Source organism: Pedobacter rhizosphaerae, assembly GCF_900111155.1.
Taxonomy (GTDB): domain Bacteria; phylum Bacteroidota; class Bacteroidia; order Sphingobacteriales; family Sphingobacteriaceae; genus Pedobacter; species Pedobacter rhizosphaerae.
This window is the reverse complement of sequence record NZ_FOGG01000002.1, coordinates 140,397-153,599: the sequence shown is the minus strand read 5'-3', so window position 1 is coordinate 153,599 and position 13,203 is coordinate 140,397. Positions and strand designations below refer to the sequence as shown.

The following is a 13,203-nucleotide window of genomic DNA, read 5'->3' as shown; positions in this document are numbered from 1 at the left end:
TATTAAATAATTGTTAAGCCGTAAGGGTAGCGTTATTGGTGTGCGTAATACTGATATGAAGCCTAAAAAAGGGAGGCTTTCCCGATTGGGAAACCTGAAACAAATTATACATCAATATTTCAATGATGAAGACTGGAAAGCCTTCCGGTCTGAAAATGAACTTCCAAAAGGTAAATCGGAGGAGATGCACCAGCATATTCTGAAGAGAATTACCGAAATAGAAGGGAATCGGGAAAGTCATAAGCTAAAAATCATACAATTAGCTAAATATGTGTCTGCAGCATCAATTGTGATGCTTGTTGGAGCAGCTTTATGGTTATCCTACAGTTCCAATAAACAGAGAGTGCAGCAACAGCATCTTCAGGCCAGTAACCCTGTAATTCGTCAAACCATCAACAGTAAGCCCATCTGGAAAACAGTGGTGAATAACCACGAAACTGTTAAAACGGTTAGGCTTCCTGATTCTTCCCTGGCAACGGTTTATCCTAAATCACAGATTAAATTCGAAACTGAATTTAAAGGGCCGTTAAGAACCGTATATCTTGATGGGAAAGCCAGGTTTAAAGTCAGGAAAAACCCTAATAGACCTTTTAGTGTATACGCAGGCGGCTTAAAAACAACTGCACTCGGAACCTCATTTACCATCAATACATTAGCACGAAAGCATTTCGTTAGGGTAAAACTCCACACCGGAAAAATCAAGGTTACACAGGTAAATGCCAATAAGGCACCTGCTTATATTTCTACTGTGGGTACCGTATTGGTATATGATTCGGCACAGCAACTCAGCAAAATCATCAAGGCAACAGAAAGGGGTACGCTGCCAAGTACATTTTTATCCCGTAAGGGAAGTCTGATTACAATGAAGAATATACCACTTCGAAAAGTAATCGGTTTGTTAAACGAAGCATATGGCCTTTGCATCAATGCAGCTGAAAAAGATATTAAACAGATTACTTACACCGGGCAGGTAGATATACAAAAAGAAGATGCCGGGCAGGTTTTATCAGATATCTGTCTGATTAACAATATGACGCTGATTAAAATATCGGAGCAAGAATTTACCATCCAAAAAAGCAATCAATAGAAACCAAACATATAAAGGAACATTATGCACTCAACAAAACAAAAATTACTGAAGAGTTTATTATGCCTGGGCATAATATGCTCAGTTAGCCCGGTTTTTGCCCAGGAATCGCCTGTGAAAGGCTTAGTTAGGGATGTCTCCGGACAACCCCTTCCTGGCGTAACCGTTAAGGCTGAAAATGAAAACACCCGAAAAACTGCCGTTACAACCTCTTCCTCTAAAGGCTTGTTCAGCTTTAATGGATTGGCCATGGGCGGTCCGTACCGATTCATCTTTACCTCTATTGGCTACCAAGCCGATACACTCTCTGGTTATACGTTAACCGCAGGGCAACAGGTAGCGCTAAATATCAAGCTTAAAGAGCAGTCAAATGCCCTTCAGGAAGTAACCATCGGTTACGGAAAGAGCAAAAGAAATCAAATAACCGGATCTGTAACCTCTATTAAGCAAGATGAATTTAACCGAGGCGTGGTTAGTTCACCAGGTCAGCTATTACAGGGGAAAGTTGCCGGATTAAACATCACGCGCAGCGGAAATCCAAATGATAAGCCGGCAGTAATCCTGAGAGGACCATCAAGCTTTAGAGAGGGGGCACAAGAACCTTTCTACGTGATTGACGGGGTTCCCGGTGCTTCAATAGATCTGGTTGCACCAGATGATATTGTAAGTATGGAAGTGCTTAAAGATGCCTCATCAACAGCAATCTATGGTTCAAGAGCTGCCAATGGTGTAATTATGATTGTTACCCGAAATGCCGGTAAAGGTCTGGGAAAACTTTCTTACAGTGCCTATGCTGCATCAGAAAGTATTTCTAACAGTATCCAGATGGCTACCGGCGACCAATTGCGGACATACCTAAAAGACAATGGTAAAGTGCTTGATAAAGTAAGTGATAACGGAAGTAATACCAATTGGTTGGATGAGGTAACCAGAACAGGCTTTTCTCATAACCACAACCTCAATTTTAATGGTGGGGGCGAAAATTCCTCTTATGGAGCCAGTTTAAATTACCTGGATAACCAGGGGATTATCAAAACCTCCGGATTGGAACGCTTTATTGCGCGGGCCAATATGGAGCAACGTTTATTTGATAACCGCTTGAAATTGAACATCAACCTCACCAACAGCAATACTACAAATGATAGAATTGCACCTCAGGTTTATAATAATATGTTTACTTACCTGCCAACAGTAGGTGTTTACAACGCTGATGGTACTTTCTATGAAGATCCGACCAGAACTACTGGAACAGGTGGTTATTATAATCCGGTGGCTTTACTCGAAAACAATACCTATCAGGGTAAAACCAATTTGTATTTAATTAATGGCTCGGCCAAGGTTAATATCCTTAATGGATTAGATTTCAATGCCATGGTTTCTATGCAGAGCGAACAAATTAATGAGAACTTATACAATAACAGGTATTCGATGCTCAAACAGGGCTTTAACGGTTATGCTGAGCGCTCATCGATTAAAAATACGCAAAAGGTATTTGAAGGATATTTTAATTATGATAAGAACTTTGGTGATCACGGCCTAAAGCTTCTTGCCGGTTATTCGTGGCAAGAGAATCGCAATGGCGATGGTTTCCAAACCTCGGGACAAAATTTCGTGTCTGATGATCTTTTGTGGAACAATATCGGGTTAAGTAATGGTAACGGATCAACAGTAGTGAATTACGGTAGCATCTATATCTCTACTTTAAGGTTAATCTCTTTTTACGGAAGAGCAATTTATGATTACAAAGGAAAATACCTGTTGCAAGCTACCATTCGTAGAGATGGTTCATCTGCATTTGGTGTAAATAACAGATGGGGAATGTTCCCTTCAGTATCTGCAGGATGGAATATTGATCGTGAAAGTTTTATGAGCAATGTGAGTTTTGTAGACAATTTGAAATTACGTGCGGGCTATGGCGTTTCAGGAAACTCTGTAGGTTTTGATGCTTACACAGCCAGATTAGTGTATGGAGCACAAAGTGGCTCATACTTTTACTCCAATGGCAAATGGTTAACGGCAATTGGTCCGATTCAAAATGATAATCCAAACTTGAAATGGGAGCGTACCGCAACGGTAAACATTGGTTTAGATTTTAGCTTATTTAAAAATAAGTTATCAGGTACATTAGATTTTTATAATAAGAAAACAACCGATTTAATTGCCCCTTATCAGGTGTCTACTACCCAATACCCTTTTAATGTACTAACGGCCAATGTGGGCGAAATGACCAATAAAGGGATTGAGTTAAGCTTAAATACCACACCAGTAAAAACAAATAATTTTAGCTGGAATACAGCGATTAACTTATCCCATAACAAAAACGAGATTACTTCAATTTCAAATGATTTATTCCAGGCCAACGAATTTTATACGGCTAATGTTGGCGGTAGGGGACAATCAGGTGCATTGGGTTACCAGGTAATTAAAGAAGGTTTGCCTTTGGGAACTTTCTACACCTTGAGATATGCCGGAAAAGATGCTAATGGAAAATCGACTTTCTACGATAAAAATGGGGTGGCTTCTACAGCCAACACCGGCTTTGAACATTTTACGGTAACCGGTTCGGCACAGCCGAAATTGTTGTATGGCTGGAACAACACGTTTAGGTATAAGCAATTTGATTTCAACTTCTTTATCCGTGGTGTATATGGAAATAAAATTCTCAATGCTACCATTGCAGATATGAATGCACCTATTTATGCATTTCAGACCAATATAGCAGCGCAAACACTTACCGAATCGATTAATGATGATAAGGCACAGTTTGTATCTGATCGCTATTTGGAAAGTGGTTCTTACCTGCGCTTAGATAATGCAACATTGGGTTACACCTTTAAGATTAAAGGAACCAAAACGCTTCGTGTATATGCTTCAGGCAACAACCTATTCATCATTACTAAATATAAGGGAGTAGATCCGGAAATTAATATGGCTGGACAAACACCGGGTATCGATTACCGTAACTTTTATCCTAAAACCCGCTCGGCAATTTTCGGACTGAACTTTAATCTTTAACCTCAAATTAAAACGCAAATGAAAAAATATATAGCAGCAGCTTTTTTAGCTACCTTATCATTAGGCGCCTGCACCAAATTAGATGTTGATGTTGAATCACAATTAACCAATGGAAATTTTCCAATAACACCTGATGCATTCGTAGCAGCAACCGGAACGGTTTATCAAAAATTTAATGCTGGCTTCGGTGTAGATATCTGGCGTATGTACGAGCTAACCAGCGATGAAGTGATTATCACTGCACGCAATGGCGGATATTACGATCAGGGAAGATATCAAACCTTACATAAACACAATTGGGCTCCGGATCACCCGATTATCTTAAGCGCATGGCAATGGGGCTATGCTGGAATAAGCGATTGTAACCGGGTACTCAATATTTTAGAAAAATCGGTCGATAGCCCAACCAAAACCCAATTCTTAAATGAAATCCGTACCATGCGTGCATTATACTATTTATATGTGATGGATATGTTTGGTAATGTGCCCATTACCAGTTTTGGTACGGCAGAAAGCCCTAAGCAATCTACACGCGCAGAAGTGTTCAGTTACATCGAAAAGGAACTCTTAGCCGTATCCGAAGGGCTTTCTGCACCTGCAACGGTAACTGCAGAATTTTATGGCCGACCAACCAAATGGATGGCTTATGCGATGCTTCAGAAACTGTACATGAACGCAGAGCAATATATTGGAAAAGCGATGTATGTTGAAGCCAATGTTTATGCGGATAAGATCATAAATAGTTCTATGGCTTTGGTAAGTGATTATAACACGCTTTTTGCAGTAAATAATGGAGCCAATACCGAAACTATTTTTGCCGCCATTTACGATGCTAACTATTCGGGAGGAAATGCCATGACCAGGTTTACCTTGCACAGCGCACTTCGCGCAAAATACAATTTGCCTTTTAGTCCGAGTAATGCGCAATGTACATTAAAAGAATTTCATACACTGTTTAACCTTACAAATGATGTACGCAATGCGAATTGGTTAGTAGGAAAACAATTTTTAAATGATGGAACAACGCCAATTATGAATGGTTCAGGACAGTTAGATTTTACAGCAGACATTGTACTTACCAATCAGGAAACGATGGATGTGGGGCCGGAAGTAAATGGTGTATCAAGAGGTATTCGTTCCATTAAATTCTATCCAGATCCCAATACCAATAGCAGTACCCGATTCCAGAACAATGATATGCCAATTTTCAGGTTAGCAGATGTTTATCTGTTAAAAGCAGAAGCACTTTTAAGAACTGGAGGTTCATTAACAGAAGCCCTGAAATGGTTTAACAAAGTTAGGCTTAGGGCAAAGGCTCCTGAAGTAACTACTCTAACCCTGGATCAAATTTTAGAGGAGCGGGGTAGAGAATTGGCCTGGGAAGGATGGAGACGCAATGACTTGATTCGCTTTGGTAAATACCAGGGGAAATGGGGCTTTAAAAATGGTGGCGAAGGCGCATCCCGCGATATTTTTCCCATCCCGGCAACAGAATTGGTACTCAATAAAAATTTAAAACAAAACACGGGATACTAGATTAATGAAGAGAAGAGATTTTGTAAAGGGAACAGCCCTTACAGCATTAGGAGCCAGCATGCTGGCTCCTTTACAGGCTATTGCTGATGTTCCTGAAACGCAGCTGGAAAGTGAAGATTTATCAGAACGAAGTAAGTTAAAAGACGATTATCCCATTCATTTCTTGGCCATTGGCGATTGGGGACGTAACGGTGCCGACCACCAAATTCCTGTTGCCCGCCAGATGGGGAAGTGGGCCACCGAAAATCCAAATGACTTTATAATCTCCTTAGGCGATAATTTTTATCCTAAGGGCGTGGTAAGTGAACATGATCCCTTATGGCATTATTCTTATGAGAATATTTATACGGAGTTTGCCTTGCAATGGGACTGGTATCCGATTTTAGGTAACCACGATTATATTTCTGATCCCGAGTCGCAGGTACGCTATAGCAAAATCAGTAGAAGATGGAAGATGCCCTCGAGATATTATTCAAAGGAAATCTCGATTAAGGGTAAAGGAAAAGTACTGATGGTTTTTATTGATACCTGCCCTCTGATTCCCGAATTTCATGCCAGTGAGCAATATGCTCCTTTTGTTAATAACCAGCAACCAGAAAAGCAACTGCAATGGCTGGATGAAACTTTAAAAAATGCAGGTCCAGATGTAAAATGGAAAATGGTTATGGGCCATCATCCCATTTATACCGTAGGGCCTCGAATAAAGAACTACGATACGCTGGCGGTAAGAAAGGCGCTTGCCGATATATTCGAACGCAACAAGGTCGATGTTTATCTTTCTGGTCACGATCATTCTTTGCAGCACCTCAGTACAGGCGGGCATACACAACAGTTTATATCTGGATCAGGTTCTGAAATAACGCCAGTTACGGCAGGAATAGCTTACAGCAAGTTTGAAGCAGCAGATTATGGTTTTATGTATTTCTCTATAGATCAGGATCGCCTCAATGCTAAAATGATTAACCATACCGGAAAAATCATTTATGAAACTACACTGAAAAAATAATTAGGTTCTGGCAATTAGTATAAAAACGAGATATAGTTGAGGCTATAATCTCGTTTTTTATATGAAATTGGTGTGATGCTCTTAATAATCTTCAAAAGGTTAGTAAAAATTGTTGGAACAAGCCTGCGATTAAATTACCCGATTATAAAGAAATTCAAACGATGTTAGAAATGCTGAATGGTAAAAATGTTAAGCGTTTACCGTAACTTCGGAAAGGTTATGTTTTTTTTTATAGCATATGAAATTATATTCTTTTTTTGTTTTGGGTTTGGTAATGATCACCGGTTGCTCATCAAGAATTAACCCGCAAAATTCAGTTGCCGGTACTAAAACACTTCGTGTATTATCCTATAATCTTCATCATTGCAACCCACCTTCAAAGGAAAAGGAAGGCATAATTGATATGGATGCTATCGAACAAGCGATTGCGAGGCAGAAACCAGATTTGGTTTCCCTTCAGGAAGTCGATATTAATACCAAAAGATCTGGAAATATTAACCAGGCGGTATGGCTGGCCCAAAAACTAAAAATGAACTTTTATTTTGGTAAAGCCATTGATTATGATGGTGGAGATTATGGTGTAGCCATCTTATCGAGGTTTCCGCTTTCTGATCAACAAACCTACAAACTGCCTAAAAATGCTGATCCGAAGGCAGAACAAAGGGTTTTTGCTATTACGACTGTAGAAATTGCTAAAAACGTATTCATCCGTTTTGCATCTACGCATCTTGATGCCCAACGAGCAGAAGAGAATCGCATGATGCAAGCCAAAGAAATAGTTAAATTAACGGCGAATGAAACTCTGCCTCTGGTAGTGGCAGGTGATCTAAATGCTGTACCTGGTAGCGAAAGTATTTCAATATTCGATTCAGCCTTCACCAGAACCTGTCAGGATTGTGGCTTCACGATTCCCGTAATTAATCCAAGCAAGACGATTGATCACATTGGTTTTAAAATTGGAAATCCTTTCAATGTAATCTCCCATGAGGTAATCCCTGAAAGATATGCATCAGATCATTTGCCGGTTTTGGCAGTTTTGGAGTTGAGGAAATAGGTAATAGCCAAACAGAATGAAATTTAAACTTTCTTTGTGATAAAATTAATTTGCCACGGAAACAAGGAATACACAGAAAGAGAAGTAGTTGTTATCTCTAACCGTTAACTTTCTCTGTGGCTTTTTAGTGCGTAAATTCCTTTTGCTATAAATTTACCATAATCAGCCTGATGTTTTTGTATGTCTTGGCTGGTAGAGTGTAAGCAGTACATTCTGGTTTATCTCTCCATTCTTTTTAGAAATATCTGGTTCATTTAGTGGTTAATTGAGTTTTTTGGAACGAATTGGATTCTATAAGACTTGTTTGTCTAATGTATTCAAACTTTACTTTGTGTTCTTCGTGTAATTCTTTATAACCTTTGCGGTTAAATGAGGTGCCTGCGCTGGGTATTAAATATTCTTTTCACTCGTTCTAACCCTGCTCAACGTTTCAATACGTACGCCTAAAAAAGAAGCAATATATTTTAGCGGTACACGGTCTACCATTCCCGGGAAAGCAGTAAGTAGGTGTCGATAACGGCTTTTTACAGTGGGTAGTTGACAAATCAATGCCCGATCACAGGCAGCCTTGTAATGCAATTCCATAATTTTACGACCAATAATATTAGCCTCATAGAAATTTTCGTAAAGGGCAGTGGTGAGGTCGTGCGGAATGGCAATAAGATCTACATCTTCTATGGCTTGGAGGTATTCATCAGATTCTTCATTTGTCCAAAGGTTGCGTATGGTGCCCACAATCTCATTCTCCCGGGATATCCAGGTCGTAATCTCAGTGCCATCATCTTTGTAAAAGCCCCTCACAACACCTTTTAGTATTAGGTATAAATACCGGTTACGATCTATTGGGGAGATAATATATCTGTTTTTTCTAAAACTGATGGGAAAGGTATGTGCATCAATTAGCGCTTCCATTTCCGGAGTGAGCGGATGGAAACTATTGTATACAGCTATTAAAGGAGATGAGCCATTAAAATCTCCCCACTTGCGTTCATTTAATGCGATCGCCATACCTTGCCAGAAGTTAGTTTAAGATAATAATTATAAATGTAACAAAAATAATATAAGTATCAAATGACAGCCAAATGGTATGGTCTGTCTTATCTTCTTAAAAAAGATCCTTTATCTTAACGAGCATTTCAAAAGGAAGGTCGCTAGTATTTTGAAGGGTGAGACGGTGTTGTGCAGAGTTAAATTTCTCAATAAATGTAGCTTCTGAGTGATTGCATTTAAGAAAACCCTGATCAAAAAAACGTTCCTCTACCTCTCCGGATGAATCAACAGATCGTAATTCTATCTGAGAAAAACAATCGCTCTTCTTATCGAAAAGGAACCACTGAAGGATTTGGGGAGCTGGTGTAGTATCTGGAAATCCAGTATGCTTAAGTTCCATAATAGCTAGGCTGGGGCTATCGAAAAAACGAATAATCTTGACGTCAGACAACATAGCGTCAAAAATAAATAAATATGAGATTCACTGGTAAGGAATCTCATATTTAGAAAGAATATGGTTAATTGGGTTGCGTGCTGTGAGTTACGGGGCAGAGTGCCTAATCCGTTCAAACATAACAGTGATTTCCTTACTTTGTGTGCTCTTCGCCCTCACTTAGTGCCCTTTGTAGTAAAACACGAAGTATTAACCTCATTTGTTAAAAACGCCCCTACTTGTGGTCATCAGCTAATATTTTCCTGGCATCCTCATCCTTATATTCTGCAATGAGTTGATTAAGCTTGATTTTAAGTTGCACGGTTATTTTTTCATAGCCCTTTTTTCCGAAAATATTATTTTCCTCAGTAGGGTCTTTTTGAAGATCGTAAAGCTCCCATGAATCTACCCGCTTGTAAAAACGAATCAGTTTATATCTTTTGGTACTTATCCCAAAATGAGGGGAAACCGCATGTTCGCCATTTTCATAATAGTGATAAAACATGGCCTCACGACCACGGGCTTTCTTTTCTTTAAATAGAGGCAGCATAGACTTTCCCTGCATATCTGACGACACTTTCAATTTCGCAGCATCGAGCAGGGTAGGTGCAATATCTAAATTCATCACCAGCTCTTTAGATTGTATTCCAGCCTTTAACACACCGGGATAACGCATAAGCATAGGCGTTCTAAAAGATTCTTCATACATAAATCTTTTATCAAACCAACCGTGTTCCCCTAGGTAAAATCCTTGGTCAGACATATAAATAACGATGGTATTTCGACTCAAATTGTGCTGGTCCAGATAATCAAGTTTCCTACCGATATTCCTGTCTAATGAGGCTGCTGTATTGTAGTAATCCTTCATATATCGTTGATATTTCCATTCCACCAACGCTTTGCCGGAGAGGTTTCTTGATTTTAGATCTGCTTCTATAGGGCCGTAATAAGCATCAAATTTTGCTCTTTGCGCAGGGTTCATCCGATCTATCGACCCTTGATCTTTATTACCAAATGAAAGCATTTTAAGATCGTAAGCCATTACCATAGTTTTATCAATGCTTATATCTTGTACAGTGGCGGCTTTCCGATTGTTATAATCATCATAAAAGTTGTCAGGTAAAGGAAAGTTTATACCATCATACCTGCCCATATCAGCTGTATCAGGAAGCCATGTCCTGTGTGTTGCTTTATGTCCGATAACTAAGCAAAAGGGCTTGGATGTATCTCTGTTATCCAGCCACTGTTCTGAAATGTCTTCAATTACATTGGTTACATAGCCCTCTTTCTTGATTGATTTCCCGTCCATTCCGATAAATTCCGGGTTATAATATTGTCCTTGACTGGGCAATACATTATAAAAGGAAAATCCCTGCAGGCTTCCATTGAGGTGTAACTTTCCTATCCAGGCAGTCTGGTAACCATCTGCCTGAAGGTGTTTGGCAAAATTATCCTGATTATGGTCAAAAGTAGAGGTTACATTGTCTTTAAAGCCATTTACGTGACTGTATTTTCCGGTAAGTATAACGGCTCGGCTTGGGCCGCAAATCGAATTGGTAACATAAGCCCGATCAAACCTTACCCCCTCATTGGCCAGCCTATCAATATTCGGAGTTGGTATCAGTTTGTTGCCGTAAGCGCCTATAGCTTGAAAAGCATGATCATCAGAGATGATGATCACTATGTTGGGTTTTGAAGGTGTGGTTTCTTGAGCAATTCCTTTATTAAAAATAACATGTGTTAAGCTAAAAACTAATAGAGAAATTAATCTCAAATTTAGCAATGGTTTATATTTTACGCAGTTTGGGGCAACGTCAAAATATTTATTAGCTATTGATTTTGAGGCATAAAGTTTTTCAAGCATTTATATACATATCTTAGGTTTGTATGAGTTACCTTAAAGCTAATGATACCAGCTGAGAAATTTGATTTTTATAGCTAAAATATTTTCATATCCTTGATAGACTAAACTATGCTCAAAATTAAGCACTTTTTTTAGCAGACTGTAACACCAATTTAATAATAGTTCAATGTATGATGGATTTAGCCCTTATATAAATGCTGTTTCTTCAAAAATATATCCTTGTAATAGGAGTAAAGCTAATGGGCTATCAGGACGTAAAATAACCAAAATTGGTATAATATACTTTTCCTTTCGCAATACTCATGATATACTTCAAGTGATCAAGAGTAAGATTAGGTATACTGTATAGATTAAAAATTACACCTATCTTCATTTTTGCTATTTCATCAGGAATATCGCCTACATTGGTACTGTTAAAGTTAATTGTGGTTATACGTTTCAATGGTATAACTGCTTTCGGAAAAGTTTTAAGTTGGGTAACTGCTAAGTTGAGTGTTTCGAGTGCATCCAATTCTCCAAATGAATCTGGTAAGCCTTCCAATTTAGTATTGCTCAAATTGATTTCCTTGAGTTTTTTCAGTTTTCCAATACTGTTAGGTAATGCACGAATAGTGGAGTATTGAGCATTGAAATAGCTTAAAGAAGATAAGTTCCCAAAAGTTTCTGGAAGAGTTTCAACTTTACCCCCAAGAAATAAACTTGATAATTTATCCAGATTTCCAATGCTATTAGGGAGCTTTGTAAAAATGCCGTGAATTGTTAAAGACTCAAGGTTGGGAAGATCACCAAAATTTTCAGGTATCGTCTGTAAACTTGTGCTATTTATAATTAATGTTTTTAATGCAGATAAACCAGAAAATGAGTCTGGCAAGCCTCGGAGTTTATTGCTTGTTATCTCAAATGTCTGTAACTTTTTTAGATCACCAATACGGGATGATAGTATCACATCACCGCTAGCCGAATCATCAAAATTTAATCTAACAAAGCTAATAGATTTACACTCACTAAATTGTTGAGGAAAAGCAGAACTTCTACAGGTTAGCTCAATGTGCTGAAGTTCCTTTAGTTCTCCAATATCAGCTGTCAGGCTGTTAATGGTAGTTTTTATAGTTTTTAAGCTCTTTAGACTCCCAAGTGTTCCATTAAAATTGACAAATCCAGCATGTAGCACTGAAAAAGTCTGTAATGCTTTTAAATTGGCAAATGATTTAGGGAGTAGTATTTCATTATATGGTGATAGTGTATTTCTTGGAGAAAAGATTAGAGTTTTAAGTTTAGTAAGATTACCAAAATTCTCTGGAAATACGCTACTTTGTCCCATTCCATCCATACTAAGCTCTTCCAGATCGTGATAGTGTGCTCCAAATATAACGGGTATTTCCTTTAAACTCGATCCTCCTAAAGTCAGCTTTCTAAGTTTTGTAAAGGCGGCAAGTGAGGGATAGGTCTTTGGTTCAGCAAATATCCATGCGATACCGGAAGCTTGTAAATACAATTCTAAAATGTTGCCCAAATTATCCTCTACAATTCTGCCATCTCCGCGTGAAAGCTGGAGTTCAAAAAGGGCTTCATCCTGAGTGTAATTGCCTGTTTTAATTGCTTTTTGATATTTGAATGTTTTGCCAGCGTAAGTATAAGAATAGGTGGCAACGTAATCGGTATTTGCATATCCATGTAGTTCAATACTCGGTTTCTTTTCAGGCAATTCTGCAGTACCGTCATGATATCTGGACATAAGCATTCCATAAGGGGCTGAAAATGACCAGGTGCCCCTGTATTTAGCATTAACAGATAATGTTCTGATGGTTTCAAAGGCAACAGGCGTTTCATCTATTATTTCGATTGCTGGTTCAGGAATTTTGACTTTAGTTTGATTCGAACTAATTTCACCGTCTTTGTTCCAGTGTTTCCATTCCAAAATATAAGACTCGCCAGGGATACCCTTAAATTTACTAAAGGGGTTGTTTTTGTTTTCAAACACAACAAAGGATTCGACAAAGGCTCCACTAATTACCTTCCATTCGCCCCGTTCACCTGTTTGCAATGGTTTAGCATTAAGGTTAATACTAAAATCTTCAATAGCTGATTCAGCTTCTTTAATTTCGGGAGTATATTTATCTTGAAGTACTAAAAGATCATCGTCCTTTGAGCAAGAACTCAATGCTATGAGAAAGAATGTAAATATGCAGTATAGGAGGTGTTTATAATTCATGAGCGT

Annotated in this window: 9 protein-coding genes; 5 read left to right on the top strand and 4 right to left on the bottom strand. The window is 38.6% G+C overall.

Translation table 11 applies throughout. The features are described 5' to 3' along the window. Positions 1-55: 55 nt before the first annotated feature. The 5 genes from BMX11_RS02250 to BMX11_RS02230 all read left to right on the top strand — a co-directional run bounded on the left by BMX11_RS02250 (position 56) and on the right by BMX11_RS02230 (position 7,698). Entirely contained in the window at positions 56-1,087 is a 1,032-nt protein-coding gene (locus BMX11_RS02250) for a FecR family protein (protein WP_139180114.1), read from the top strand. Between the two features lie 24 nt (positions 1,088-1,111). Next, the gene (locus BMX11_RS02245; RefSeq protein ID WP_090880755.1) at positions 1,112-4,102 is read left to right on the top strand and encodes a SusC/RagA family TonB-linked outer membrane protein; all 2,991 of its coding nucleotides are present in this window, start codon (positions 1,112-1,114) and stop codon (positions 4,100-4,102) included. Between the two features lie 18 nt (positions 4,103-4,120). Continuing rightward, positions 4,121-5,638, top strand: a complete 1,518-nt coding sequence (locus BMX11_RS02240; RefSeq protein WP_090880752.1) for a RagB/SusD family nutrient uptake outer membrane protein — start codon at positions 4,121-4,123, stop codon at positions 5,636-5,638. Positions 5,639-5,642: 4 nt separating this feature from the next. Further along, entirely contained in the window at positions 5,643-6,644 is a 1,002-nt protein-coding gene (locus BMX11_RS02235) for a metallophosphoesterase (RefSeq protein WP_090880750.1), read from the top strand. 238 nt (positions 6,645-6,882) lie between these two features. Continuing rightward, positions 6,883-7,698: an endonuclease/exonuclease/phosphatase family protein gene (locus BMX11_RS02230; protein WP_090880747.1), complete on the top strand. Its 816-nt coding sequence runs from the start codon at positions 6,883-6,885 to the stop codon at positions 7,696-7,698. A 390-nt stretch (positions 7,699-8,088) separates the two neighbouring features. Here the strand turns inward: BMX11_RS02230 and BMX11_RS02225 are convergent, their stop codons facing one another. The 4 genes from BMX11_RS02225 to BMX11_RS02210 form a co-directional block, all read right to left on the bottom strand. Next, positions 8,089-8,706, bottom strand: coding sequence for a Crp/Fnr family transcriptional regulator (locus tag BMX11_RS02225; RefSeq protein WP_090880744.1), 618 nt, complete (start codon positions 8,704-8,706; stop codon positions 8,089-8,091). 97 nt (positions 8,707-8,803) lie between these two features. After that, complete coding sequence (locus BMX11_RS02220) at positions 8,804-9,088, bottom strand: hypothetical protein (RefSeq protein ID WP_139180113.1); 285 nt, start codon at positions 9,086-9,088, stop codon at positions 8,804-8,806. A 268-nt stretch (positions 9,089-9,356) separates the two neighbouring features. Next, positions 9,357-10,985: a sulfatase family protein gene (locus BMX11_RS02215; RefSeq protein ID WP_090880738.1), complete on the bottom strand. Its 1,629-nt coding sequence runs from the start codon at positions 10,983-10,985 to the stop codon at positions 9,357-9,359. Between the two features lie 247 nt (positions 10,986-11,232). Next, positions 11,233-13,197 (bottom strand): leucine-rich repeat domain-containing protein, encoded by a 1,965-nt coding sequence (locus tag BMX11_RS02210; RefSeq protein WP_090880735.1) that lies wholly within the window; start codon positions 13,195-13,197, stop codon positions 11,233-11,235. Positions 13,198-13,203: the final 6 nt, after the last annotated feature.

Excerpts from the sequence above, each read along its gene's own strand:
- BMX11_RS02250 (WP_139180114.1), top strand. The coding sequence starts at position 56 with ATGAAGCCTAAAAAAGGGAGGCTTTCCCGATTGGGAAACCTGAAACAA.
- BMX11_RS02245 (WP_090880755.1), top strand. The coding sequence starts at position 1,112 with ATGCACTCAACAAAACAAAAATTACTGAAGAGTTTATTATGCCTGGGC.
- BMX11_RS02240 (WP_090880752.1), top strand. The coding sequence starts at position 4,121 with ATGAAAAAATATATAGCAGCAGCTTTTTTAGCTACCTTATCATTAGGC.
- BMX11_RS02235 (WP_090880750.1), top strand. The coding sequence starts at position 5,643 with ATGAAGAGAAGAGATTTTGTAAAGGGAACAGCCCTTACAGCATTAGGA.
- BMX11_RS02230 (WP_090880747.1), top strand. The coding sequence starts at position 6,883 with ATGAAATTATATTCTTTTTTTGTTTTGGGTTTGGTAATGATCACCGGT.
- BMX11_RS02225 (WP_090880744.1), bottom strand. The coding sequence starts at position 8,706 with ATGGCGATCGCATTAAATGAACGCAAGTGGGGAGATTTTAATGGCTCA.
- BMX11_RS02220 (WP_139180113.1), bottom strand. The coding sequence starts at position 9,088 with ATGGAACTTAAGCATACTGGATTTCCAGATACTACACCAGCTCCCCAA.
- BMX11_RS02215 (WP_090880738.1), bottom strand. The coding sequence starts at position 10,985 with ATGCTTGAAAAACTTTATGCCTCAAAATCAATAGCTAATAAATATTTT.
- BMX11_RS02210 (WP_090880735.1), bottom strand. The coding sequence starts at position 13,197 with ATGAATTATAAACACCTCCTATACTGCATATTTACATTCTTTCTCATA.